The organism is Corticimicrobacter sp. (assembly GCF_040137905.1).
Lineage (GTDB): Bacteria > Pseudomonadota > Gammaproteobacteria > Burkholderiales > Burkholderiaceae_B > Corticimicrobacter.
The window spans coordinates 1-24,719 of sequence record NZ_JBEFDG010000094.1 but is presented as its reverse complement, the minus strand read 5'-3'; the positions used below and the strand labels follow the sequence as shown (position 1 = coordinate 24,719).

Genomic DNA, 24,719 nt, shown 5'->3' with positions numbered 1-24,719 from the left:
AGCCTGCAATAGGCTGCATCTATACTCCAGAATTGTTTTCACTTACAGAGGCCCTGCTTCATGACCTCCCATACCTCGTCCGCATCCGCAGGCGGTACCACCCCGGGCAATCTGCGTCGCTCGATCTCCAATACGCTCAAGGGCTCTGCCGGCAACCTTGTCGAGTGGTACGACGTCTACGTCTACTCGGTCTTTGCCATCTACTTCGAATCGCAGTTCTTCGCGCCCGAAGACAAGAATGCCACGCTCTATGTCTGGGGCATTTTTGCCATGACCTTCCTGATGCGGCCCATCGGTGCCTGGTACTTCGGCCGTTTCGCCGATCGCTATGGCCGCCGCCTGGCGCTGACGGTATCCGTCACGATGATGGCAGCCTGCTCGTTCGTCATCGCGATCACGCCCAACATGGCCGCGATTGGCATTGCAGCACCGATCATCCTGCTGCTGGCCCGCCTGGTGCAGGGGTTTGCCACCGGGGGTGAATATGGCACCAGCGCGACCTATATGTCCGAGGCGGCCATTCCCGGACGCCGTGGTTTCCTGTCCTCTTTCCATTATGTGACGCTGGTCGGTGGCCATGTGCTGGCCCAGTTGACGCTGCTGGTCATGCTGACCTTCCTCGAGGTGCCGCAGATTTCCGAATGGGGCTGGCGCATTGCGTTCGGCCTGGGCGGGATTGCCGCGATCGTCGTGTTCTGGCTGCGCCGGACAATGGACGAGTCGCTCGGCGCAGAGTCCATCGAGGCCGCCCGCAGTGGTCGTGCCCGTGCCTCCGGCTCCTTGAAGGAACTTTTCGTCAATCAATGGCGGCCGCTGCTGCTGTGCTTCCTGGTCACGGTCGGGGGCACGGTTGCGTTCTATACCTACTCGGTCAATGGTCCCAAGATGATCCAGTCGGCCTTCGCCGGTGGTGATGTCATCACGGGTACGCTGATCAATCTGGGCCTGCTGACTTTCCTGATGCTGCTGCAGCCTGTAGGCGGCTGGCTGTCGGATATCGTGGGCCGCAAGACGTTGCTGGTGTTCTTCGGTTTTGGCAGTGTGTTCTATACCTGGTATCTGGTGACGGCCCTGCCGCAGCAGACCGATCCGTGGACTGCGTGCCTGATCCTCGGCATCGGTTTCGTGATCCTGACGGGCTATACCTCGATCAACGCCGTGGTGAAGGCCGAGCTGTTCCCGACCCATGTTCGCGCACTGGGCGTGGGCCTGGGCTATGCGCTGGCCAACTCGGCCTTTGGTGGCACGGCACCCGTGCTGTACCAGGCTGCACTCAAGGCCGATCAGGTGTCGGCGTTCGTGATCTATGCCACGGTCGTGATGGCAGTGTCGCTGGTGGTCTACATCTTCTTCCTCAAGAACAAGGGAGAGAACTGGCTTGATCACGAAAAGGGCATGTATGATCGGCTGGATGCCAAGCGTTGATGGTGCATCGGCCTTGAGCCGCAGCGGCCAGCCGTAGGGGCCGCGTCATCTCTCTGCCGTTACAGACAAGCGGACCGGGTGATTCATCCCGATCCGCTTGTTGTACGTGGAGAGGCCATAAAATGCAGGTCGATTCGCCCTAGGGGTTTTCCCGGTCGAAAAACAGAGGTATGCGGGGTGGCAGGGCCGGTTTGTGCTGGTGCCGGCCTGATAAGATTTTCTTATTCTTGTGGATGACAATAAACAGTTTGCCGTCCTTTTTTCCATTCGACAGAATCGCTGCAATTAGGCGATTTTGCCTGCATCGAGCATGGAGAAACCAAGTGACTTCTGTTATCCGCCAGGATCGTGCCGCAATGGGCGAGCTGTTCATCTGGACCGACATCGACCCGGCCCATGAGGGGGACTTCAACCAGTGGTATGACCGCGAGCACATGGCCGAGCGTGCCGGTATTCCCGGTTTCAACTGGGCGCGTCGCTATCGTGCCGCCAGTCTGGAAGGGCACCAGCCTGCCCGTCGCTATCTGGCGCTGTATCGTACGGAATCGATGGGTGTGTTCGGCAGCGAACCCTATCGCAAGGCATTTACCCAGCAGACCGAATGGTCGCTGACCAATTTTGGCCGCATGGGCAACACCTGCCGCCGCGTGATGATCGTATCGCCGCTGGCCGGCGTCGGTACGGGGGCTGCGCTGGGCCTGCTGCAACTGGGTGATCTGCTGACTGCCGAGCGTGCTGCCGCACTGGCCGCCGAACTGGCCCAGGTCGACGGTGCGCTGACGGTGCGCGTGTTGACGCCGGATCCCGAGCTGTCCACGCCGCTGCCTTCCGAAGATCCTGCCGGCCGTGTGCTGGAGCCGGTATTGCTGGTCGATGCCACGACGCCCGAGGCCGCGGCTGCTGCTGTCAAGCTGGCCGCGGAAAAACTGGCCCTGGCGCAGGACAAGGCCCATATCTACAGTTTGCTGTGGGATCTGCAATCGAATGATCTGCAGGCCTCGCGCTAATTACCCCTCTGAAACGGAGAAGCCACATGAAAAAAGCATTGACGATGGCCCTGGCGACCCTGTTCGCCGGTACGGTCCAGGCCGCAACCTGGAATATGTCTGCCGAACAGCCTGATGCCAATTACCTGACACAGAATGCACGCCAGTTCGCGCAGGAAGTCCAGGAAGCCACCAAGGGTGAACTGGAGATCAAGGTTCAGTCCAACAGCACGCTGCTCAAGCGGCCCGAGGTCAAGCGCGGTGTGCAGCAGGGCGTGGTCCAGGTGGGTGAGGTGCTGGTTGCCGCCATGGGCAATGAAGATCCCCTGTTCGAAGTCGACAGCGTGCCGTTCCTGGCATCGTCGTTCGACGAGTCCGAAAAACTGTGGAAGGCGACCCGTCCTTTCCTCGAACAGCGCCTGGATGCGCAGGGCATCGTGCTGCTGTACTCGGCTCCCTGGCCGCCCCAGGGCATCTATACCAAGAAGCCCATCGAAAGCCTGGCTGACCTGGCTGGCGTGCGCTTTCGCGGCTACAGCCCGGTGACCAGCCGCCTGGCCAGCCTGATGGGGGCGACGCCCACCACGGTGCAGACGCCCGAAATCCCGCAGGCCTTTTCGACCGGCGTGATCGATGCCATGCTGACCTCGCCAGCCACGGGCGTGGACACCCAGGCATGGGATTACGTCAAGCATTACTACGATGCCCAGGCCTTCATTCCCCTCAATTTCGTGATCGTCAACAAGCGTGCCTTCGACCGTCTGTCGCCCGAGTCCCAGCAGGCCGTGCGTGATGCGGCAGCGCGTGCCGAGACGCGCGGCTGGACCGATGCCCGCGAACAGACCCAGAAGCTGACCGACATCATGGCCCAGAATGGCATGGAAGTCGCACCGCTGCCGCCCAAGCTCGCAGAAGAACTGCGCGCCATCGGCGAGCGCATGGTCGGCGAATGGAAGGCCAAGGCTGGCGAAGACGGCCAGAAGCTGCTGGACGCCTATCAGCAACAATAAGCGAGAGCAATATGCCACTACTTGATCGCCTTGCCACGCTCAGCGGGTTTGTCGCCGCGCTGTTCCTGGCCATGATCGGCATCGTTGTGGCTGCGCAGATCGTCGGCCGCCTCATGGGTCATCAGATCCCTGGGGCGGACGATCTTGCTGCGTGGTCGATGGCGGCCTCGGTCTTTCTGGCGTTGCCCTATACCCTGCTGCGCGGGGATCACATCCGGGTCACGCTGCTATTGCAATTCCTGCCTGAACGGGCGGTCAAACCGTATGAAGTGGTGGCGACCCTGATCGGCTTCGCTCTGTCGGCCTGGGGTGCATGGAGCGTCAGCGAATTCGTCTACGAATCCTATGTCTATAACGAAGTGGCCCAGGGCATGCTCAATGTGCCCTTGTGGCCGGTGCAGATCTGTATGCCGATCGGCATGATCCTGCTGGCCGCGATCATGTTCAAACGGCTGATTGCCTGCATTCGTGGTCAACAGATCGAACGCGTGGAAGGAGCCAGCCATGGGTGATATGTTTCAGGCTGTCGTCCTGATTGGCACGCTTCTGATCCTGTTGGCCGGGGGCGTCTGGGTAGCTCTGGCATTGATTGCCTGCGGCCTGCTCGGGCTGGTGTATTTTGCTGACGCGCCTGCCGGGATTCTATTTGCGACCAAAGGCTGGGACGCGACCGCGAACTGGGCACTGACGGCATTGCCACTGTTCATCTGGATGGGCGAGATTCTGTATCGCACCCGTCTGGCCGAAGATATGTTCAACGGTCTCGCGCCCTGGGTGCGTCGTCTGCCGGGTCGGCTGGTGCACGTCAACGTGCTGGGCTGCGGCATTTTCGCGGCGGTGAGCGGTTCTTCGGCCGCGACGGCTGCGACGATCGGCAAGATTTCGTTGCCGGAGCTCAAGGCACGTGGCTACAACGACGGCATCAGTATCGGCTCGCTGGCCGGTGCGGGCACGCTGGGCCTGCTGATTCCGCCTTCGATCGTCATGATCGTCTACGGGGTCTCGGCACAGGTGTCGATCATTCGGCTGTTCATTGCAGGCATCGTGCCTGGCCTGATGCTGATGGTGCTGTTCTCGGGCTACATCGGCCTGTGGTCATGGCGCAATCCGGACAAGGTGCCGCCCATGGAGCCGGCGGTGCCGCTGCGCGAAATGTTCGGGCGCCTCAAGCTGCTGCTGCCGGTGATGCTGCTGATCGCCGGTGTGATCGGTGCGATCTATACGGGCCTGGCGACAGCCACCGAGTCGGCAACGGTCGGCGTGATCGGTGCGTTGCTGATTGCCGCGGCGGGCAAGTCGCTGACGCTCAAATCGTTCTTCGAGAGTCTGCTGGGCGCGACTCGTACTTCCTGCATGATCTGCTTCATCATGCTGGGTGCCGCCTACCTGACCAGTGCCATGAGCTTTTCCGGCCTGCCTGCCAACCTGGCAGCCTGGATCTCTTCGCTTGGTCTGAGCCAGTACCAGCTGATCGCGGTGCTCACGGTGTTCTTCATCATCCTGGGGGCGTTCCTCGATGGCATTTCCATCGTGGTGCTGACCACGGCAGTTCTGATGCCGGCCATCCAGGCAGCCGGTATCGATCCGATCTGGTTTGGTATCTTCCTGATCCTGGTCGTTGAAATGGCACAGATTACGCCGCCCGTCGGGTTCAATCTGTTCGTGATCCAGAGCATTACCGGGCGCAACCTGTTCGAGCTGGTCAGGATGTCCTTCCCGTTCTTCCTGATCCTGGTGCTGGCGGTGGTGATCATCAGCATGTTCCCGCAGATCGTGACCTTCCTGCCGGAAGCCATGCGCTGATTCGGCACATATCTGCCGCGCTGAAAACCGGGCTGTTTCGTACAGCCCGGTTTTTTTTGCGCCATCCGGCCATCTGGTTTTTTTGGCCGGGATGGTCGAGTCTGTCCTGGTCGCCGCAAAGATTCCCTTTGCGCAACATCTGTCAGGCAAAGGCAGTATGGGTATTGCAATGTTGCGTGATTGCGTATAGAATGGCCTGCTTGCCTAGATAGTTTTGTCTGGCAAGGTTAACTTTCCAGATTTCAACCCAGGGCAATGGCAAGGCGCATCAGTGCCGAGTTATTACCTGACGGGACCAAAACTGGTGAAATCGGTGGGGCGATCGCAAGGTCTTCCGGCTATTTTCGCTAAGTTGGAACAGGATAAATCATGATTCAAATGCAGACCACGCTGGACGTGGCCGACAACACCGGTGCACGTTCCGTCATGTGCATCAAGGTGCTCGGCGGTTCCAAGCGCCGTTATGCCGGCATCGGCGACGTCATTAAAGTGAGTGTCAAGGATGCGGCTCCCCGCGGGCGCGTCAAGAAAGGCGAAATCTACAACGCCGTGGTGGTTCGCACCGCCAAGGGTGTTCGCCGCAAGGACGGTTCGCTGATTAAATTTGGTGGCAATGCCGCCGTGTTGCTCAATGCCAAGCTGGAGCCCATCGGCACCCGCATCTTCGGACCGGTCACGCGCGAGCTGCGTACCGAAAAGTTCATGAAGATCGTGTCGCTGGCCCCGGAAGTGCTGTAAGGAGCGGATGATGAACAAAATTCGCAAAGGTGACGAAGTCATCGTTCTGGCTGGTCGCGACAAGAAGCGTCGCGGTACCGTGCTGGAAATGGTGGGTGAGGATCGTGTGCTGGTTGAAGGCGTGAACGTCGTCAAGAAGCATGCACGTCCCAATCCCTCGCTGGGTACGGCTGGCGGCATCGTCGAAAAGACCCTGCCTATCCACATCTCGAATGTGGCAGTGTTCAACTCGGCGTCCGGCAAGGGCGAGCGAGTGTCGATCAAGGTCGAGCAGGTCGAAGGCAAGCGCAAGGCGGTTCGTGTGTTCCGCTCCAGCGGCGCAGTCGTCGGCGCCAAGGCATAAGGAACGAAGATGGCTCGTTTTCAAGAACTCTATCGCGACAAGGTGGCTCCCGCCCTGCGCGAAAAATTTGGCTACAAGAGCGCCATGCAAGTGCCGCGCATCACCAAGGTCACCCTGAATATGGGCGTGTCCGAGGCTGTTGCCGACAAGAAAGTGATCGAACATGCCGTTGGCGACCTGACCCGCATCGCCGGTCAGAAGCCCGTGATCACCAAGACCCGCAAGGCTATTGCAGGTTTCAAGATCCGCGAAAACTACCCGATCGGTTGCATGGTGACCCTGCGCGGTGAGCGCATGTTCGAATTCCTGGATCGTCTGGTGACCGTGGCCCTGCCGCGTGTGCGTGACTTTCGTGGTATCTCCGGCCGTGCATTCGACGGTCGTGGCAACTACAACGTCGGGGTGAAAGAGCAGATCATTTTCCCCGAAATCGAATACGACAAGGTGGATACGCTGCGTGGTCTGAACATCAGCATCACCACCACGGCCAAAACCGACGAGGAAGCCAAGGCGCTGCTGGCAGCGCTGAACTTCCCGTTCCGCAACTAAGGGGCGATGACGTGGCAAAACTCTCACTCATCAATCGCGACGCCAAGCGTGTCAAGCTGGCTGAAAAGTATGCACCCAAGCGTGCCGCGCTGAAGGCGATTATCGACGATGCGTCGAAGTCCGACGAAGAGCGCTATCAGGCTCGCCTTGCGCTGCAACAGCTGCCGCGCAATGCCAGCCCTTCGCGTCAGCGTAACCGCTGCGCGATCACGGGTCGTCCTCGCGGCGTTTTCAAGAAGTTCGGTCTCGGCCGCATCAAGCTGCGCGAGATGGCAATGCGCGGTGAGATCCCGGGCGTAACCAAGGCCAGCTGGTAGGAGAAACATTATGAGCATGAGCGATCCCATCGCCGATATGCTGACGCGCATTCGCAATGCGCAACAGGTCGAGAAAGTTTCCGTTGCGATGCCTTCCTCCAAGCTGAAAGTGGCCATTGCCGCCGTGCTGAAAGATGAAGGTTACATCGAGGATTTCGCGCTCAAGGGTACGCCCGCCAAGCCGGAACTCGAAATCGCCCTGAAGTACTATGCAGGTCGCCCCGTGATCGAGCGCATCGAGCGCGTGTCGCGTCCCGGTCTGCGGATCTACAAGGGCCGCAGCAGCATTCCCCAGGTCATGAACGGTCTGGGCGTCGCCATCGTGTCCACGCCCCGCGGCGTGATGACCGATCGCAAGGCTCGCGCCAATGGCGTGGGTGGCGAAGTGCTGTGCTACGTGGCCTAAGGAGAATCAGATGTCACGTATCGCAAAATACCCCGTAGAACTGCCCAAGGGTGTTGAAGCCAACATCACGGCAGAGCAGATCACCGTCAAGGGTCCGCTGGGCACGCTCAGCCAGCCCCTGAGCGGCGATGTCGAAATCAAGCTGGAAGATGGCAAGCTGAACTTCGCTGTGGCCAACGAAACCCGTCATGCCAAGGCCATGTCCGGCACGCTGCGCGCGCTGGTCAACAATATGGTCACCGGCGTGAGCAAGGGCTTCGAGCGTCGCCTGACCCTGGTTGGCGTGGGTTTCCGCGCTCAGGTCCAGGGCGAGGCGCTCAAGTTGCAGCTCGGTTTCTCGCACGATATCGTGCATCCCCTGCCGGTCGGTATCAAGGCCGAATGTCCCAGCCAGACGGAAATCGTCATCAAAGGCAGTGACAAGCAGGTGGTTGGAGAGGTGGCGGCCAAGATTCGTGCCTACCGCAAGCCCGAGCCCTACAAGGGCAAGGGTGTCCGGTATGCCGACGAGCGCGTCGTCATCAAGGAAACCAAGAAGAAATAAGCGCCCAGGTAAGGACAGATCATGGACAAAAAGCAAACCCGTTTGCGTCGTGCGGTGCCTACCCGTCGTAAGATTGCCGAACTGCGCGTACATCGCCTCTCGGTTTTCCGTACGAACCAGCACATCTACGCGAACATCATTTCTCCCGAAGGCGACCGCGTTCTGGTCAGCGCTTCGACCGTCGAAGCCGAGCTGCGTCAGCAACTCGCTGGCGAAACCGGCCGTGGCAGCAATGTCGCAGCCGCTAGCCTGGTGGGCAAGCGCGTGGCCGAAAAGGCCAAGGCTGCCGGCATCGAAACGGTCGCGTTCGACCGTTCCGGTTTCCGTTATCACGGCCGCGTCAAGGCGCTGGCCGAAGCCGCTCGCGAAGCCGGCCTGAAGTTTTAAGCGAGGATACTCATTATGGCCAAGGTACAAGGCAAAAACGCTGCGGCGGACGAGCGCGATGATGGTCTTCGCGAAAAGATGATCGCCGTCAACCGTGTCAGCAAGGTAGTGAAGGGTGGTCGCACCATGAGCTTCGCTGCGCTGACCGTGGTCGGTGATGGCGATGGCCGCATCGGCATGGGCAAGGGCAAGGCGCGTGAAGTGCCGGTCGCCGTCCAGAAGGCAATGGAACAGGCCCGTCGCGGTCTGTTCAAGGTTGCCCTCAAGAACGGCACCCTGCATCACACCGTCGTGGGCAAGCACGGCGCCTCCACAGTGCTGATCTCGCCGGCAGCCGAAGGTACCGGCGTGATCGCCGGTGGCCCGATGCGCGCCATTTTCGAAGTGATGGGTGTTCGCAACGTCGTGGCCAAGAGCCTCGGTTCGAGCAACCCGTACAACATGGTGCGTGCCACCCTCAACGGCCTGCAGGCTGCGATGACCCCGTCCGAAGTGGCGGCCAAGCGTGGCAAGACCGTTGAAGAGATTCTGGGGTAAGTCATGTCACAGAAACAAATCAAAATCACCCTGGTCCGGTCCGTGATCGGCACCAAGGCTCCGCACCGCGCCACCGTGCGTGGTCTGGGTCTGCGCGGTCTCAACAGCAGCCGCGTGCTGGTCGATACGCCCGAAGTGCGCGGCATGATCCGTAAAGTGGATTATCTCGTGCGCGTCGAAGAAGTCTGAAAGGATTCGTGATGACGGATAACGTTCAACTCAATACGCTGTCGCCCGCCGAGGGCGCCAAGCATCCCCGCCGCCGTGTTGGTCGCGGTATCGGTTCCGGCCTCGGCAAGACTGCAGGTCGCGGTCACAAGGGCCAGAAATCCCGTGCCGGTGGTTTCCACAAGGTCGGCTTCGAGGGCGGTCAGATGCCCCTGCAACGTCGTCTGCCCAAGCGTGGTTTCACGCCCCTGGGTGGTCACCTGCGTGCCGAAGTGCGCCTGTCCGAGCTGCAAGCCCTGCCCGTTGATGAAGTCGACGTCCAGGTCCTGAAGCAGGCTGGCGTGATTGGCCAGGCCGTGCGCTTCGTCAAGGTCATCAAGTCCGGCGAACTCTCCCGCAAGGTTGTTCTCAAGGGTCTGACGGCAACGGCCGGCGCACGCGCCGCGATCGAAGCCGCCGGCGGCTCGCTGGCCTGAGAAGAGCGGAGGACGAGTGGCTAACGCGCAGGCACTTGGAAAGACAGGGGCACGCTACGGCGATCTGAAACGTCGTCTGGTGTTCCTGTTGCTGGCCCTGGTTGTATACAGGCTGGGGACTCACATCCCCGTACCTGGCATCAATCCGGACGAGCTGGCTTCCCTGTTCCGCCAGAATGAAGGCGGAATCCTGGGACTGTTCAACATGTTCTCGGGTGGAGCCCTGTCGCGCTTTTCCATCTTCGCACTGGGGATCATGCCGTATATCTCGGCATCGATCATCATGCAGCTGGCCTCGGTGGTGATCCCATCGCTCGAGGCTCTGAAGAAGGAAGGCGAAGCAGGTCGTCGCAAGATCACTCAATATACGCGCTATGGCACGGTCGTGCTGGCTCTGGTGCAGGCGGTCGGTATTTCCGTCGCTCTCGAGTCGCAACCTGGACTGGTCATTGATCCTGGCATGCTGTTTCGTGTCATGACCGTGATTACGCTGGTGACCGGCACCATGTTCATGATGTGGCTTGGCGAGCAGATTACCGAGCGCGGTCTTGGCAACGGTATCTCGATCCTGATTTTTGCAGGTATCGTGGCGGGTCTGCCGGCAGCACTGGGTGGTACGCTTGATCTGGTCCGGACCAACTCCATTTCGGCTTTGTCGGCGTTGTTCATCCTGACACTGGTCGTTCTGGTAACTGCATTCGTCGTGTTCGTGGAACGCGGTCAGCGCAAGATTCCGGTCAACTACGCAAAGCGCCAGGTCGGCAACAAGGTGTATGGTGGGCAAAGCTCACACCTGCCCCTCAAGCTGAACATGGCTGGCGTGATTCCGCCGATCTTCGCCTCGTCGATCATTCTGTTCCCGGCTACGATTACCCAGTGGTTTTCGCAGGGTGGCGATCAGGGTTGGTTTGCGAAGTGGCTGAGTGATCTGGCTGCAGAGCTGTCGCCGGGTCGTCCGCTGTACATCACGCTGTATGCTGTGGCGATTGTGTTCTTCTGCTTTTTCTATACGGCTCTGGTGTTCAACAGCCGCGAGACTGCAGATAACCTCAAGCGCAGCGGTGCCTTCGTCCCCGGGATTCGTCCTGGTACGCAGACAGCGCGGTATATTGATAAAATCCTGACCCGGCTCACGCTGGCTGGTGCCATCTACATCACGCTGGTCTGCCTGCTGCCCGAGTTTCTGACGTTGCGCTGGAATGTGCCGTTCTACTTCGGTGGAACCTCGCTCCTGATCATCGTCGTGGTGTCGATGGATTTCATGGCTCAGGTCCAGGCCTACATGATGTCTCATCAGTACGATTCTCTGCTCAAGAAGGCCAACTTCAAGGGCGGCAATGGACTGACGATGCGGTAGAACGACGATGGCAAAAGACGACGTCATTCAAATGCAGGGGGAGGTTGTCGAAAACCTCCCGAACGCGACATTTCGCGTCAAGCTGGAAAATGGCCATCAGGTGTTGGGCCATATCTCGGGCAAGATGCGTATGCACTATATCCGGATTTTGCCGGGCGACAAGGTAACTGTGGAGCTCACGCCATACGACCTGACGCGCGCCAGAATCGTATTCCGTTCCAAATAAGAACGGCCAGCGGGAATTCAAGGAGTTATTAAAAATGAAAGTAATGGCATCAGTGAAGCAGATGTGCCGTCACTGCAAAATCATCAAACGTCACGGCGTGGTGCGTGTTATTTGTACCGATCCGCGACACAAGCAACGCCAGGGCTAATCGGCTCTGAATTCGTTTTACTGAGGAACAGTCATGGCCCGTATTGCTGGCATCAACATTCCGCCGCATCAACACGCCGAAATCGGTCTGACCGCCATTTTCGGTATCGGTCGCACGCGCGCCCGCAAGATCTGTGATGCTGCCGGGATCCCCACCACCAAGAAGATCAAGGATCTGGACGACACCGAGCTTGAGCGTGTGCGCGAACAGGTCGGCAGCTTCACCGTCGAAGGCGACCTGCGCCGCGAAGTGCAGCTTTCGATCAAACGCCTGATCGACCTGGGGACTTACCGTGGCATGCGTCACCGTCGTGGCCTGCCGGTTCGCGGTCAACGTACCCGCACCAACGCACGTACCCGCAAGGGTCCGCGTCGTGCCGGTGTGGCGCTGAAGAAATAATCGAGGATAAGAGAAATGGCCAAAGCTTCTGCCAGCGGCGCATCACGCGTTCGCAAAAAGGTCAAAAAGAACGTTGCCGACGGGATTGCTCACGTCCACGCTTCTTTCAACAACACCATCATCACCATCACCGACCGTCAGGGCAATGCCCTGTCGTGGGCGACATCGGGTGGCGCAGGCTTCAAGGGCTCGCGCAAATCGACGCCGTTCGCAGCCCAGGTCGCTGCCGAAACCGCAGGCCGCGTGGCTCAGGAATACGGCATCAAGACGCTGGAAGTGCGGATCAAGGGACCGGGTCCGGGCCGGGAATCGTCGGTGCGCGCGCTCAATGCGCTGGGCATCAAGATTTCCAGCATCTCCGACATTACGCCCCTCCCGCATAACGGCTGCCGTCCGCCCAAGCGTCGGCGCATCTAAGGAAAAGCATCGTGGCACGTTATATTGGACCTAAATGCAAGCTCTCGCGCCGCGAGGGTACCGACCTGTTTCTGAAGAGCGCCCGCCGTTCGCTGGATTCCAAGTGCAAGCTGGACTCCAAGCCCGGTCAACACGGTCGCACTTCGGGTGCCCGTACGTCCGACTACGGTCTGCAACTGCGTGAAAAGCAAAAGCTCAAGCGCATGTACGGTATACAGGAAAAGCAATTCCGCAAGTACTTCCAGGAAGCCGAGCGTCGTCGTGGCAATACTGGCGAGACCTTGATCCAGCTGCTCGAATCGCGCCTGGACAACGTGGTCTACCGTATGGGCTTCGGCTCGACCCGCGCTGAGGCTCGCCAACTGGTGAACCACCGCGCCATCGAACTGAACGGTCATACCGCCGATATCGCTTCGATCATCGTCAAGGCTGGCGACGTCGTTGCCATCCGCGAGAAGGCCAAGAAGCAAGGCCGTATCAAGGAAGCCCTGGACCTGGCAACCGGCATCGGCCTGCCCCAGTGGGTGGAAGTGGACGCCGGCAAGCAAAGCGGCGTGTTCAAGCAAGCCCCTGACCGCGCCGACGTGGCTCGCGACATCAACGAGTCGCTGGTCGTCGAACTGTATTCGCGTTAATATCACGCGTTTCCGTACAAACGTACGCCTGTTCCCAGGCGTACGTTTGTTGCGTTTCCTGGCCTTGAAAGGCCTTCTCTCCATCAGCCTTATCGGTGTAACGAGCCGAGGGTATTGAAAAGGATACACATACATGTCCACCAATGGTCTGCTGAAACCGCGCAGCATCGAAGTCGAAGCGCTGGGTGTCAATCGCGCCGAGATCATCCTCGAACCTTTCGAGCGCGGCTATGGCCACACCCTGGGCAACGCCCTGCGTCGCATCCTGCTGTCGTCGATGTACGGCTATGCACCGACCGAAGTCCAGATCACCGGCGTCGTTCACGAATACTCCACCATCCCCGGTGTGCGTGAAGACGTGGTTGATATCCTGCTGAACCTCAAGGGCATCGTATTCAAGCTCCACAACCGTGACGAAATCACTGTTGTGCTGCGCAAGGAAGGCACCGGCCCCGTGCTGGCGTCGGACATCGAGCTGCCGCACGATGCAGAAATCATCAACCCTGATCATGTGATCGCCACGCTGACCGACAACGCCAAGCTGGAAATGCAGATCAAGGTCGAAAAGGGTCGCGGCTATGTGCCCGGCAACGTCCGCAACCTGCAGGAAGATCGCAGCGCCAGCCTGGGCCGTATCGTGCTGGATGCTTCGTTCAGCCCCGTGCGTCGCGTCAGCTACGCTGTCGAAAGCGCTCGCGTCGAGCAGCGCACCGACCTGGACAAGCTGGTCCTGGACGTCGAAACCAACGGCGTGATCTCGCCCGAGGAAGCCGTGCGCCAGTCGGCCCGCATCCTGATGGACCAGATCTCCGTCTTTGCCGCACTGGAAGGTGCAGGTGATCAGCCCGAGAACGGTATCGTGCGTGGCGGCGTCGCCCCGCAAATCGATCCGGTCCTGCTGCGCCCGGTCGATGACCTGGAACTGACGGTGCGTTCGGCCAACTGCCTGAAGGCCGAAAACATCTACTACATCGGCGACCTGATCCAGCGTACCGAAAACGAGCTGCTCAAGACCCCCAACCTGGGTCGCAAGTCGCTCAACGAGATCAAGGAAGTCCTGGCCGCACGCGGCCTGACGCTGGGCATGAAGCTCGACAACTGGCCCCCGATGGGCCTCGAGCGTCCCTGATCGCAACAATGCGCCAGTGCCGATAGGCCTGGCGCAGCCGTAGTTCAGCTATAATCCCGCGTCCAGCCGATTTCACTATCTGGCTGGCCGGATTGACTACCGGACCGCATGCCTTTCTCTCTGGCTGAAAGAAAGGCGTGATAGAAGAACCGGATCCTTGCGGCGCAAGCCGTTCATTAGATTCTTAACAGGAAAATTATCATGCGTCACCGTAACGGTCTCCGTAAGCTCAACCGCACCAGCAGCCACCGCCTTGCCATGTTCCGCAACATGGCTGTCGCCCTGATCACGCACGAAGCCATCAAGACGACCTTGCCCAAGGCCAAGGAACTGCGCGGCGTGATCGAGCCCCTGATCACCCTGGCCAAAGAGCCGACCCTGGCCAACAAGCGCCTGGCCTTTGCCCGTCTGCGTGACCGCACTGCCGTGGTCAAGCTGTTCGCCGAAATCGGCCCCCGTTACCAAGGCCGTCCCGGTGGCTACACCCGCGTGCTGAAGATGGGCTTCCGCCAGGGCGACAACGCCCCGATGGCCTTCATGGAGCTGGTGGACCGTCCTGAGCCCACCGAAGCCGAAGCCAGCGCCGAGTAAGCTGCTCGGAAGGCCGGATAGATAGAGCCGGCCCTGCACTCTTCGAAGTATTAGAGACCGTCCGCATGTGCTGCATGCTGACGGTTTTTTCATGGGTATCGTGCATCGTTCAGTGATCGGAGCATTCGGCTATCATGGGCATGTCGTTTTTTCCCGTGCAGCCATGACCTTTCCGCGCCCATCGACAGACGAGACTGCTATACATCTCGTCTTCTGCAATACCCCAGACCGCGACTGCGCCGAGCGTATCGCCCGTGCCCTGGTGGAACAGGGACTGGCGGCGTGTGCGAACCTTCTGCCGGATTGCCTGTCCATCTATGCATGGCAGGGACAGGTCGAGCACGCGCATGAAACGCCGATGCTGATCAAAACCACGGCCGCACGACTGCCTGACGTGATCGGAGCGATCCAGGCGCTGCACCCCTACGAGGTACCGGAGATCATTGCCTTGCCGGTCACGGATGGGTTGCCTGCCTATCTGCAGTGGGTGCGCGACCAGACTTTGCCTTTGGACAAATCCGCCTGAACGGTGGGCGGCTATGATCGGTCAGTGGCCCGGTTCCGGGCAAAGCAAGACAAGGAAGCGGTGATGCGCATGATGTGGCGGTGGTTGCTGGTAATGGCGGTTTTGTGGGGCGGTCAGGCTCATGCGCAACTGTTTGGTGCATCCGAGACGGACTTCCTGCCGCCGGAGCAGGCATTCGTGCTGTCGGCGCAGATGAAGGACCCGCATACGCTCCAGCTCGACTATCGGATTGCCGATGCATACTACATGTACCGCGAGCGCTTTGCCTGGGAGGCTGCGCCAGGGCCGCTGGCGGCCGACGCCGTGCGCTATCCGGACGGCCTGGTCAAGTATGACCCGACTTTCGAAAAAGACATGGAGATCTATTACGGCAGTGCTTCCCTGCTGGTGGCATTGCCCGATTCGGATCTCCCCCTGACGCTGCGTGTAGGCAGCCAGGGGTGCGCCGATGCCGGTCTGTGCTATCCGCCGCGCATGGAGCAACTGGAACTGACGCCGACGGCAGAGGGCTATGAACTGGTCATGGCCGGGCCGGGCCAGGCACTCATTCGCGAAGTGATCGACGGCGAGGTTATCGACAGTGATGCGGGCATGGCCACTGCGGCTGGTGCCGTATCGGGGAACAGGACGGAAGGCGGTTTCTGGCAGCGCTGGCTGCAATCGTCCGATACCGGCCTGATGGATGGCATGTTGTCGGCGGGTATGGCCCAGACGGTACTGATTTTCTTTGTGCTGGGCATTTTGCTGGCCTTCACGCCGTGCGTATTGCCGATGGTGCCGATCCTGTCTGCCCTGCTGGTACGCGGCGAGGGTGTGGAGGGTGGGCCCAAGGGGTCGCGGGCTCGTCGAGGCGGGCTGTTGGCGCTGGCCTATGTGGCCGGGATGTCGGTGGTCTATACGGCGCTGGGCGTGGCCGCGGGGCTGAGTGGCGTAGGGCTGGCCGCCTGGTTGCAGACGCCCTGGGTGCTGGCGCTGTTTGCGCTGCTGCTGGCAGGGTTGGCGCTGGCCATGTTCGATGTGTTTACCTTCCAGGTGCCGGGCGCACTGCAGTCACGCCTGAACCAGGTGCTGGCCCGGATGCCTGGAGGGCAACTGGGCAGCGCGGCCCTGATCGGCGCGATTTCTGCCCTGATCGTGGGGCCTTGCGTGGCGGCACCGCTGGCAGGTGCACTGTTGTACATCTCGCAGACGGGCGATGTCTGGCTGGGGGGAGCGGCGCTGTTTGCATTGTCATGGGGCATGGGCGTGCCGCTGTTGATCGTGGGTGCCGCCTCGCCGGCCTGGCTGCCCAGGCCCGGAGCGTGGATGGATCGCATCAAGCGACTCTTTGGCTGGCTTTTGCTGGCGACGGCCTGGTGGATGGTGTCGCCGGTCCTGCCGGTCGCCGTGCTGATGCTGGGTTGGGCGGCATTGGCAATCATGCTGGCGTTATTGCTGGGGCTGGTCACTCCATGGAGCGGACCGATCGGCTTTAGGCACTTGCTGTCGCGCACGGTTGCCATTTTGCTGGTGTTGCTGGCTGCAGCCTGGGTTGCTGGCGCACTGGCCGGGGCGCGCGATCCCTGGCATCCCCTTGCCCCCTTCATCGGTGGAAGCGTTGCGGGTCAAGGTACCGAGGCAGTCGGCAAGGACGGGTTCGAGCGTGTTGCTTCGGTGGCAGAGCTCGAGGCGCGGCTGCGATCGGCTGGCCGGCCGGTGATGCTCGATTTTTATGCCGACTGGTGTGTGTCCTGCAAGGAGATGGAGCGCTTTACGTTCAGCGATCCTGCCGTGGCCGCCCTGATGGGCGACTTCTTGTTGCTGCAGGCCGATGTCACGGCCAATACGGCGCAGGATCGCGAGTTGCTGCGCCGTTTCCGGCTCTTCGGGCCACCGGGAATCATCTTTTTCGACGCACAGGGACAGGAACAGGCTGACCCGAGGGTGATCGGCTTCATGAATGCGCAGGCGTTCGCCGGTGTGCTGGAGCGGGTGCGATAAGCACAGCGTATCTTGTCGGCGCATGACGCTGGCCGCCATGCGTCAGGCCGCAGGCGATCCATGTGGAAGGGAGAGAGGGGGCGGCGGCACCTGATCGCAAGTGCCGCCATGTGGGCGCGATGCCCTGTGATCAGGCCGTCTCGCGCAGCTTGCGGGCGGCTTCCAGTGCGAAATAGGTCAGGATGCCATCGGCACCGGCGCGCTTGAACGACAGCAGTGCCTCCATCATGACCTTGTCGTGATCCAGCCAGCCATTGGCTGCGGCCGCCTTGAGCATGGCGTATTCACCGCTGACCTGGTAGGCATAGGTCGGCACGCGGAAAGTGTCCTTGACCTTGCGCAGCACGTCCAGGTAGGGCATGCCGGGCTTGACCATGACCATGTCGGCTCCTTCGCGCAGGTCGGCTGCCACTTCGCGCAGGGCCTCGTCGCCATTGGCAGGGTCCATCTGGTAGGTGAACTTGTCGGCCTTGCCCAGGTTGGCTGCAGAACCGACGGCATCGCGGAACGGACCGTAGAAGGCGCTGGCATACTTGGCCGAATAGGCCATGATGCGCGTGTAGATGAAGCGCTGGTCTTCGAAGGCACGGCGCACCGCACCGATGCGGCCGTCCATCATGTCGCTGGGGGCGACGATGTCGACACCGGCCTGGGCGTGGCTGAGGGCCTGCTTGATCAGCATTTCCACCGTGGGCTCGTTCAGGATGTAGCCGTTGTCGTCGAGCAGACCATCCTGTCCATGGCTGGTGTAGGGGTCGAGCGCCACGTCGGTCAGGATGCCCAGCTCGGGGAAGTCCTGCTTGAGGCGAGCCACCACGCGTGGCACCAGGCCATCAGGATCGGTGGCGGCGCGGCCGTCGGGCGTCTTGAATTCCTGGGAAATGACCGGGAACAGGGCCAGCACCGGCACGCCCAGCTCAAGGCACTGCTCGGCGACCGGCAGCAGGGTGTCCAGTGTGTAGCGTTCGACGCCGGGCATCGATTGCACCGGGCCGGCCAGGTCGGGGCTGTCGGCCACGAAGACCGGGTAGATCAGATCATCGGCATGCAGGTGGTTTTCCCGCACCAGGCGGCGGCTGAAATCGTCGCGGCGCAGGCGGCGGGGGCGCGACAGCGGAAAGTCGGCGTCGGCATTGAGCAGAGTCATGGTACGACCTTGGGTGAGATCCAGTTTTCGATATGCAGGGCGGCTTCTTCGAGCCCGATGCGATGCGTGGCGGAAAACGGTACGGCATAGAGTGCACCGATTTCGGCCAGTTCTTTCTTGACGGCGAAGACCGTCTTGATCCTTTGACCATACGGCAGTTTGTCTGCCTTGGTCAACAGGGCCAGCACGGGGCGACCGGTCGGGGCCAGCCAATGCGCCAGGCGGCGGTCGAGGTCGGTCACGCCGCGCCGGATGTCGATCATCAATACCACGCCGGCCAGAGAGCTGCGGCTGCGCAGGTAATCGCCCAGCACTTCGGCCCATTCCTCACGGGCTTTTCTGTCGACGGCGGCATAGCCATAGCCCGGCAGGTCGACCAGAAAGCCGAGCGCGGCTTCGGGCTCGAGCGGATCGGGCAGGGTGAACATGTTGATCAGGCGGGTCCGGCCAGGTGTCTTGCTCGAGAAGGCCAGCCGTTTCTGGTTGGTCAGCACGTTGATTGCAGAGGATTTGCCGGAGTTTGAGCGGCCGACAAAACACACCTCGGGGGCGCCGGCTTCGGGAAGCTGGTCGAGGCGGGCGGCGGATGTAAAGAAAGAGGCGCGGTGCAGTAGCGACACGGATCGTCCGAGAGGAGCGGTTGGAAAAGGAGCAGCAAGGGCCTATTGTATAATCAACGATCCGCAAGGGGCCTTTTCGGGGAAGCTTGCGCTATATCAAAAACCTTGCGCCATATCAAAAACAAATCGGCTGCGCAGGTATAGCATAAGAAAGATTGTGGTCAGGAATATCCTGACTGATAAAAGCGCAGCATTCCACGTCCGCCGGGGCTGCGCATATGCGAACTGATCGAGGATTTCATGAAGCGTGTGCTGTCCAGGATACTTGTTACAAGTGGAGTGATGCTCTGTGCGTCCGTTTCCACGGCGAGCTTTGCGGCTGCCGATGGTCCGGTCCGTCCGGATGCCGCACGTGGCGAGATGCTGTACGAACAGGGCGACGCAGCGCGCGGCGTGATTGCCTGTGCGTCCTGTCATGGCGTGGCTGGCAACAGCCAGATTCCGCTCAATCCGAATCTGTCCGCCATGCCTCATGAATACCTCTACAAGCAACTGAGTGAATTCAAGTTCAAGGATGGCGAGGATGTCGCCGCCCGCGGTGGTGTCGATGGTGGCCCCTCGGTGATGAGCTTCAATGTCATGATGCTTGAACCCCAGGACATGCAGGATATCGCGCTGTACCTGTCGCATCAGGAACTGACCGAGCCGGCCACGGCCGAGAACGAAGCCACCGTCGAGGCAGGCATGCATCTGTGGCGTGGTGGCGATGCCGCTCGTGGCATCCCGGCCTGTGCGGCCTGTCATGGTGCTTCGGGTGAAGGCATTCCGGCACAGTACCCGCGTCTGGCGGGGCAGCACACCATGTATCTTGAAGAGCAGCTCAAGCTGTTCCGCGATGGGTATCGGGCCAACAATCAGGTGATGGTCACGATTGCCAAGCGCCTGTCGGATGCCGACATCAAGGCGATAGCAGATTACGCAGCTGGTCTGCGCTGATCCGTACTATCATATGCGCCGGATTTGAGCAGAATCAAACCGGCGCATCTTTCCGGCATCATGGCCGGAACTGAAGGGCTCGCCTTCAGTCTATTGGGGAGGCAGCCGCACTCCCCTTTTTTATGACCACGACACACAAGCCTCCTCCCCCGTCGCGCAGAATCGGCGCAGACCTTTTTGAATTGCTGGGTTCCATGCGGTTCGCCGTCAGCCTGCTGGTGATCATCTGTATCTCCAGTGTGGTCGGCACCGTGCTTGGACAGAACCAGTCCCAGGGTACGTATATCGATCGCTTCGGACCGTTCTGGTACGACGTGTTCGACAAGTTCGATATCTGGCAGGTCTACAACAGCGTCTGGTTCCTGGTCATCATGGGCTTCTTGGTGGTGTCGACCACCATCTGCCTGATCCGCAATGCGCCCAAGATGGTGCGTGACATGCGCTCATTCCGCGAGCATGTCCGCGCTGGCAGCCTGCGTGCCTTTCCGCAGCGGGTCGAGCAGCGCATCGATGCGCCAGCCGGTGCCATCGAATTGCGCATGCGCCAGTGGCTGGGACGCCAGGGCTATGCCATACGCGAGCGCCGCGAGGGTGATGCCGTACTGTTGGCGGCCCGCAAGGGAGCCAGCAACCGGCTGGGCTATATCTTTGCGCATGCCGCCATCGTGGTGATCTGTGTCGGCGGGTTGCTCGACAGCGAACTGCCGGTGCGCCTGCAGATCTGGCTGGGCGACAAGAAGCCGGTCGTCGACAACATGCTGATTCGCGAAGTGCCGGAAAGCGGCCGGCTGTCGCTTAATAATCCCAGTTTCCGCGCCAATATGATGCTTCCCGAGGGCAGCATCACGCAGAGCGCCATCATCCTGGCACGCGAAGGTGCACTGGTACAGCCGCTGCCGTTTTCCCTGCGGCTCGACGAATTCGTGGTCGACTACTACTCGAATGGCATGCCGAGCCGGTTCGCCAGCAAGGTGGAAGTCATCGACTGGGAAACAGGTGATCGCTTCGACCAGGTGATCGAAGTCAACGAGCCGCTGCGCTACAAGGGCGTGACGGTCTACCAGTCCAGCTTCGAGGATGGCGGCAGCAGCGTGCGGCTGATGCGCTACCCGCTGCGTGGAGGGCAGGCCGAAGGCAGTCTGGTCAGTGGCGTGGTGGGCGAGTCGCAAGATCTGCCGGGTCATGGTCAGGCGGCACTGCGGCTGGACCTGTCGGCGCTGCGTCCGATCAATGTCGAGGATCTGAGCTCCGGCCCGCCCCAGCCCAAGGAACTGGGTGAGCATGTGGCGGCCGTGACCGGAAGCGCGGCAGGTCAGTCCAATGGCAACCTGCGTAATGTCGGCCCCAGTGTCGAGTATCAACTGATCGATGCGGCCGGGCAGGCACACCAGTTCCACAGCTACATGGCACCGATCGAGCTGGAGGGCTTCCCGGTCTTCCTGTTCGGGGCTCGTCCGTCGCCGGCCGAGGATTTTCGCTATCTGCAACTGCCGGCCGACGAAAACCTGTCACTCGATGAGTTCATGGCACTGCGTGCCAGCCTCAACCAGCCCGAATTGCGACGTGAAGCCGCCGCGCGTTTCACCCGCCAGAATTCGCCGGCAGGCGGCCCCAATGCCGAGGCACTGCAAAATTCTGCCGAGCGGGCGCTGGAGACGTTTTCCAACGGCGGCCTGCAGGCCGTGGCCCAGTTCATCGACGGCAATGTGCCCGAGGCTGAACGCGAGCGTGCCGCCAGTATCGTGGTGCGCCTGATCGGTGCTTCCCTTGAGTCCCTGCGCGATATCAATCGCGAGCGCATGGGCCTGGCAGCTTTGCCGCAACAGGGCGACGAGGCCCTGCAGGCACAGATATGGACCCGTCTGGCAGTGGCAGCCCTGTCCGACCTGGCGTTTTATCCGGCAGATTCGGTGCTGACCCTGGTCGATTTCGAACAGCGCAAGGCCAGCGTCTTTCAGGTGACACGCTCTCCCGGCAAGAATATCGTGTATCTTGGCTGTCTGTTCCTGGTGATCGGCGTGTTTGCGATGTTCTATATCCGTGATCGCCGCATCTGGATCTGGCTCAAGCCGGAACCCGGTGCCGATGGCCCTGCGGCCAGCACCGGCCTGTTGGCCGCCATGACCTCGCAGAAGCGTACCCTGGACTTCCTGCGCGAATTTTCCCAGTTCCGGCAGATGCTGGAACGCATGGCCCCTGCGGCCGATGACCAGACTCAGCAGGCCGCTCCGGCGGCACCTTCACCGACGGAGAAAACATCATGAGCCGCGCACTCGCTTCCGCCAGTCAGGATTGGGTTGAATCGATTTCAGAAACCGGCGACGCTCGCCAGTTCCGGGGGCGGCCGGACTGGACTGACCTGGTGTTTCTGCTGCTGCTGGCGGCGGGGGCCTGGTACGCGCTGACTGCCTATGGCTATGCCATGGATGGCTACGAAAAAGTCATTCTGGTCTGTACGGTGCCGGTGGTGGTCTGGCTGGGCTGGCTGTGGCGCCCGCTGCGCACGTTGATGGTCGCCGTGGCCCTGGCCAGCCTGCTGGGCGTGCTGCTGTACCAGGATGACCTGGGGCGGGCCGATAGCGTGTTCTGGCTCAAGTACCTGTTCTCCTCCCAGTCGGCCATTCTGTGGATGAGCTGTCTGTTCGTGCTGGGTACGGTCTGCTACTGGATCGGTTTCGTCAGCCCGACAGCCGCCTGGCTGGGCACGGCCCTGACCTGGGGCGGTGTGTTTGCGGGTTTTACCGGCCTGATGGTGCGCTGGCGCGAGGGCCACCTGATGGGGCCGGACATGGGCCATATCCCGGTCAGCAACCTGTACGAGGTGTTCGTGCTGTTTGCACTGGTCACGGCGCTGTTCTATCTGTACTACGAGCGTCGCTATGCCACACGGGCACTAGGCGGCTTCGTGATGCTGGTGGTGGCCTCGATGGTGGTGTTCCTGTTCTGGTATTCGCTGACCCGTGATGCCCAGCAGATCCAGCCGCTGGTGCCGGCGCTCAAGAGCTGGTGGATGAAGCTGCACGTGCCGGCCAATTTCATCGGCTATGGCACGTTCTCGCTGGCGGCGATGGTGGGCTTCGCCTACCTGGTGAAGGAAAACGGCGAATCGCGCTCATGGCGCACGCTGGTGCCGCTGTTCATCATGGGCGTGCTGCTGATGGCCGAGCCGATGGTGTTCCGCACCGAGGGGCTGTCGGCGACCTGGGCGATCTATTTCGGCCTGGGGGCGATCGTGGCGGGCGGCATCCTGCTGGCACGTCGTCCGATTGCGGCGCGGCTGCCGTCGCTGGAAGTGCTGGACGACATCATGTACCGCGCCATCGCGGTGGGATTCGCCTTCTTTACCGTGGCGACGATTCTTGGGGCGCTGTGGGCGGCTGATGCCTGGGGTGCCTACTGGCAATGGGATCCCAAGGAAACCTGGGCGCTGATCGTCTGGCTGAACTATGCCGCCTGGCTGCACATGCGGCTGATCAAGGGGCTGCGTGGTACGCTGGCAGCCTACTGGGCGCTGGTGGGGCTGCTGATCACGGGGTTTGCATTCCTGGGGGTCAATATGTTCCTGTCAGGCCTGCACTCGTATGGAGAGCTGTGAACATGCCTTACGTCAATATCAAGATCACCAATGAAGGTGTGACGCCCGAACAGAAGCGACGGTTGATCGAAGGGGCCACGCAACTGTTGGTTGATGTGCTGAATAAAAATCCGAAAACAACAGTTGTCGTCATCGACGAGGTGGAAACCGACAACTGGGGCATCGGTGGCGTACCCGTGACCGAACTGAGGAAGACAGCAAAATAACGTCTGCCGGGCGTGTTTTTTGCTGTCTTTCTGGCTATGGGATCCGGTCAGGCCAGAACCGACTCGCCCCGCAGTTGGTCTTCCAGTGTTTCGCGCCGACGGATGATATGGAAGTCCGCACCATCGACCATGACTTCGGCAGGTCGGTTGCGGCTGTTGTAGTTGCTGGCCATGGTCATGGCGTAGGCACCAGCCGACTCGATGGCCAGCAGGTCGCCCTGCCGGATCGCCAGGACGCGCTGGCGGGCCAGCCAGTCACCGCTTTCGCAGACCGGGCCGACGAGATCCCAGGTCTGGGCAGATTCGTCCTGGCGCGGCGTGACTGGCAGGATGCCGTGCCAGGCCTGGTACAGGGCCGGACGGATCAGGTCGTTCATGGCGGCATCGATGATGGCGAAATTGCGTGCCTCGGTGGGCTTGAGGTACTGCACTTCTGTCAGCAGCACACCGGCATTGCCGACCAGTGAGCGGCCGGGTTCGAGCACCAGTTGCAGATTGCTGCGGCCACGCTGCTGCAGGCGTTCGAAGACTCCGTCGAGCAGAGCCTGCGGGGGCAGGGCGGTTTCATCTTCATAGCGGATGCCCAGGCCGCCGCCCAGATCGAGGTGGTGCAGCCGGATGCCATCGGTTTCCAGCGCGTCGATCAGATCCAGCAACTTGTCGAGGGCATCCAGGTACGGTGCGACGCTTTCGATCTGCGAGCCGATGTGGCAATCCAGGCCGACGACTTCCAGGCCGGGCAGGCTGGTGGCATGGCGATAGACGTCGCGGGCACGCTCGATGGCGATGCCGAACTTGTTGTCGCGCAGGCCGGTCGAGATGTAGGGGTGGGTCTGCGCATCCACGTCGGGATTGACGCGCAGCGAGACACGGGCCGTCTGGCCGGTACGCGTGGCGATGACCGACAGGCGCTCCAGCTCGGCGTCGGACTCGGCGTTGAAGCACTTGATGCCGGCAGCCAGCGCGGCCTCGATTTCCCAGACTTTCTTGCCCACGCCCGAGAAGACGATGCGTGCGGGATCACCGCCGGCGGCCAGCACACGGGCCAGTTCGCCACCCGAGACGATGTCGAAGCCGCTGCCCAGGCGGGCGAACTCGGCCAGCACCGCCAGGTTGGA

General features: G+C 61.0%; 32 protein-coding genes. 29 read left to right on the top strand and 3 right to left on the bottom strand.

From position 1 onward, the window contains the following. Positions 1-60: 60 nt before the first annotated feature. The 25 genes from ABN482_RS15755 to dsbD all read left to right on the top strand — a co-directional run bounded on the left by ABN482_RS15755 (position 61) and on the right by dsbD (position 17,097). Positions 61-1,425: an MFS transporter gene (locus ABN482_RS15755; RefSeq protein ID WP_349504863.1), complete on the top strand. Its 1,365-nt coding sequence runs from the start codon at positions 61-63 to the stop codon at positions 1,423-1,425. Between the two features lie 356 nt (positions 1,426-1,781). Further along, entirely contained in the window at positions 1,782-2,432 is a 651-nt protein-coding gene (locus tag ABN482_RS15750) for a hypothetical protein (RefSeq protein ID WP_349504886.1), read from the top strand. Positions 2,433-2,458: 26 nt separating this feature from the next. Further along, positions 2,459-3,421 carry a TRAP transporter substrate-binding protein gene (locus ABN482_RS15745; RefSeq protein WP_143859273.1) on the top strand — a complete coding sequence of 321 codons (963 nt, stop codon included), beginning with the start codon at positions 2,459-2,461 and terminating at the stop codon, positions 3,419-3,421. An 11-nt stretch (positions 3,422-3,432) separates the two neighbouring features. Next, complete coding sequence (locus tag ABN482_RS15740; protein ID WP_349504862.1) at positions 3,433-3,933, top strand: TRAP transporter small permease; 501 nt, start codon at positions 3,433-3,435, stop codon at positions 3,931-3,933. Continuing rightward, on the top strand, positions 3,926-5,224 hold the full coding sequence (locus ABN482_RS15735; protein ID WP_109062586.1) for a TRAP transporter large permease: 1,299 nt from the start codon (positions 3,926-3,928) through the stop codon (positions 5,222-5,224). Before ABN482_RS15740 ends, ABN482_RS15735 begins: the two co-directional genes overlap by 8 nt. A gap of 369 nt (positions 5,225-5,593) precedes the next feature. Next, positions 5,594-5,962, top strand: a complete 369-nt coding sequence (gene rplN, locus ABN482_RS15730; protein ID WP_349504861.1) for a 50S ribosomal protein L14 — start codon at positions 5,594-5,596, stop codon at positions 5,960-5,962. Between the two features lie 10 nt (positions 5,963-5,972). Continuing rightward, positions 5,973-6,305: a 50S ribosomal protein L24 gene (rplX, locus tag ABN482_RS15725; RefSeq protein ID WP_349504860.1), complete on the top strand. Its 333-nt coding sequence runs from the start codon at positions 5,973-5,975 to the stop codon at positions 6,303-6,305. 9 nt (positions 6,306-6,314) lie between these two features. Beyond that, positions 6,315-6,854: a 50S ribosomal protein L5 gene (rplE, locus tag ABN482_RS15720; RefSeq protein WP_349504859.1), complete on the top strand. Its 540-nt coding sequence runs from the start codon at positions 6,315-6,317 to the stop codon at positions 6,852-6,854. Between the two features lie 11 nt (positions 6,855-6,865). Next, on the top strand, positions 6,866-7,171 hold the full coding sequence (rpsN, locus tag ABN482_RS15715; protein ID WP_349504858.1) for a 30S ribosomal protein S14: 306 nt from the start codon (positions 6,866-6,868) through the stop codon (positions 7,169-7,171). A 10-nt stretch (positions 7,172-7,181) separates the two neighbouring features. After that, the gene (rpsH, locus tag ABN482_RS15710; protein ID WP_349504857.1) at positions 7,182-7,577 is read left to right on the top strand and encodes a 30S ribosomal protein S8; all 396 of its coding nucleotides are present in this window, start codon (positions 7,182-7,184) and stop codon (positions 7,575-7,577) included. Positions 7,578-7,587: 10 nt separating this feature from the next. After that, complete coding sequence (rplF, locus tag ABN482_RS15705) at positions 7,588-8,121, top strand: 50S ribosomal protein L6 (RefSeq protein ID WP_349504856.1); 534 nt, start codon at positions 7,588-7,590, stop codon at positions 8,119-8,121. 21 nt (positions 8,122-8,142) lie between these two features. Continuing rightward, positions 8,143-8,508 carry a 50S ribosomal protein L18 gene (gene rplR, locus ABN482_RS15700; RefSeq protein WP_349504855.1) on the top strand — a complete coding sequence of 122 codons (366 nt, stop codon included), beginning with the start codon at positions 8,143-8,145 and terminating at the stop codon, positions 8,506-8,508. A 15-nt stretch (positions 8,509-8,523) separates the two neighbouring features. Further along, a complete protein-coding gene (rpsE, locus tag ABN482_RS15695; protein ID WP_109062596.1) occupies positions 8,524-9,045 on the top strand; it encodes a 30S ribosomal protein S5 in 522 nt (173 codons plus the stop codon). A gap of 3 nt (positions 9,046-9,048) precedes the next feature. Next, positions 9,049-9,234, top strand: a complete 186-nt coding sequence (gene rpmD / locus ABN482_RS15690; RefSeq protein ID WP_349504854.1) for a 50S ribosomal protein L30 — start codon at positions 9,049-9,051, stop codon at positions 9,232-9,234. Between the two features lie 11 nt (positions 9,235-9,245). Continuing rightward, positions 9,246-9,689: a 50S ribosomal protein L15 gene (gene rplO / locus ABN482_RS15685; protein WP_349504853.1), complete on the top strand. Its 444-nt coding sequence runs from the start codon at positions 9,246-9,248 to the stop codon at positions 9,687-9,689. A gap of 16 nt (positions 9,690-9,705) precedes the next feature. Continuing rightward, complete coding sequence (gene secY / locus ABN482_RS15680; protein WP_349504852.1) at positions 9,706-11,046, top strand: preprotein translocase subunit SecY; 1,341 nt, start codon at positions 9,706-9,708, stop codon at positions 11,044-11,046. A 7-nt stretch (positions 11,047-11,053) separates the two neighbouring features. Then, positions 11,054-11,272, top strand: coding sequence for a translation initiation factor IF-1 (gene infA / locus ABN482_RS15675; protein ID WP_109062600.1), 219 nt, complete (start codon positions 11,054-11,056; stop codon positions 11,270-11,272). Positions 11,273-11,306: 34 nt separating this feature from the next. Beyond that, positions 11,307-11,420, top strand: a complete 114-nt coding sequence (rpmJ, locus tag ABN482_RS15670) for a 50S ribosomal protein L36 (protein ID WP_109062601.1) — start codon at positions 11,307-11,309, stop codon at positions 11,418-11,420. 33 nt (positions 11,421-11,453) lie between these two features. Continuing rightward, positions 11,454-11,819, top strand: coding sequence for a 30S ribosomal protein S13 (rpsM, locus tag ABN482_RS15665; RefSeq protein ID WP_349504851.1), 366 nt, complete (start codon positions 11,454-11,456; stop codon positions 11,817-11,819). A 15-nt stretch (positions 11,820-11,834) separates the two neighbouring features. Next, positions 11,835-12,236 carry a 30S ribosomal protein S11 gene (gene rpsK, locus ABN482_RS15660; RefSeq protein WP_109062603.1) on the top strand — a complete coding sequence of 134 codons (402 nt, stop codon included), beginning with the start codon at positions 11,835-11,837 and terminating at the stop codon, positions 12,234-12,236. Between the two features lie 11 nt (positions 12,237-12,247). Next, on the top strand, positions 12,248-12,871 hold the full coding sequence (gene rpsD, locus ABN482_RS15655) for a 30S ribosomal protein S4 (protein WP_349504850.1): 624 nt from the start codon (positions 12,248-12,250) through the stop codon (positions 12,869-12,871). Between the two features lie 133 nt (positions 12,872-13,004). Next, positions 13,005-14,000 carry a DNA-directed RNA polymerase subunit alpha gene (locus ABN482_RS15650; RefSeq protein ID WP_349504849.1) on the top strand — a complete coding sequence of 332 codons (996 nt, stop codon included), beginning with the start codon at positions 13,005-13,007 and terminating at the stop codon, positions 13,998-14,000. Positions 14,001-14,201: 201 nt separating this feature from the next. Further along, positions 14,202-14,591, top strand: coding sequence for a 50S ribosomal protein L17 (gene rplQ, locus ABN482_RS15645; protein WP_349504848.1), 390 nt, complete (start codon positions 14,202-14,204; stop codon positions 14,589-14,591). 163 nt (positions 14,592-14,754) lie between these two features. Continuing rightward, a complete protein-coding gene (cutA, locus tag ABN482_RS15640; protein WP_349504885.1) occupies positions 14,755-15,117 on the top strand; it encodes a divalent-cation tolerance protein CutA in 363 nt (120 codons plus the stop codon). A 69-nt stretch (positions 15,118-15,186) separates the two neighbouring features. After that, entirely contained in the window at positions 15,187-17,097 is a 1,911-nt protein-coding gene (gene dsbD / locus ABN482_RS15635) for a protein-disulfide reductase DsbD (RefSeq protein WP_349504847.1), read from the top strand. Between the two features lie 130 nt (positions 17,098-17,227). On the opposite strand, the gene hemB is transcribed toward dsbD, so the two are convergent. Together hemB and yihA are read right to left on the bottom strand one after the other, a co-directional pair. After that, entirely contained in the window at positions 17,228-18,244 is a 1,017-nt protein-coding gene (hemB, locus tag ABN482_RS15630; RefSeq protein ID WP_349504846.1) for a porphobilinogen synthase, read from the bottom strand. Then, positions 18,241-18,864: a ribosome biogenesis GTP-binding protein YihA/YsxC gene (gene yihA, locus ABN482_RS15625; protein WP_349504845.1), complete on the bottom strand. Its 624-nt coding sequence runs from the start codon at positions 18,862-18,864 to the stop codon at positions 18,241-18,243. The genes hemB and yihA overlap by 4 nt, the downstream gene beginning before the upstream one ends. 240 nt (positions 18,865-19,104) lie before the next feature. Between yihA and ABN482_RS15620 the strand changes: the two genes are divergently transcribed. The 4 genes from ABN482_RS15620 to ABN482_RS15605 all read left to right on the top strand — a co-directional run bounded on the left by ABN482_RS15620 (position 19,105) and on the right by ABN482_RS15605 (position 23,601). Continuing rightward, complete coding sequence (locus tag ABN482_RS15620) at positions 19,105-19,800, top strand: c-type cytochrome (protein WP_349504844.1); 696 nt, start codon at positions 19,105-19,107, stop codon at positions 19,798-19,800. 194 nt (positions 19,801-19,994) lie between these two features. Further along, complete coding sequence (locus ABN482_RS15615; protein WP_349504843.1) at positions 19,995-22,064, top strand: cytochrome c biogenesis protein ResB; 2,070 nt, start codon at positions 19,995-19,997, stop codon at positions 22,062-22,064. Next, positions 22,061-23,395 (top strand): c-type cytochrome biogenesis protein CcsB, encoded by a 1,335-nt coding sequence (ccsB, locus tag ABN482_RS15610; protein ID WP_349504842.1) that lies wholly within the window; start codon positions 22,061-22,063, stop codon positions 23,393-23,395. Before ABN482_RS15615 ends, ccsB begins: the two co-directional genes overlap by 4 nt. Positions 23,396-23,397: 2 nt before the next feature. Then, complete coding sequence (locus tag ABN482_RS15605) at positions 23,398-23,601, top strand: tautomerase family protein (protein ID WP_349504841.1); 204 nt, start codon at positions 23,398-23,400, stop codon at positions 23,599-23,601. 47 nt (positions 23,602-23,648) lie between these two features. On the opposite strand, the gene lysA is transcribed toward ABN482_RS15605, so the two are convergent. Next, positions 23,649-24,719, bottom strand: a 1,071-nt coding sequence (lysA, locus tag ABN482_RS15600) for a diaminopimelate decarboxylase (RefSeq protein ID WP_349504840.1), incomplete at its 5' end; no start/stop codon positions are given.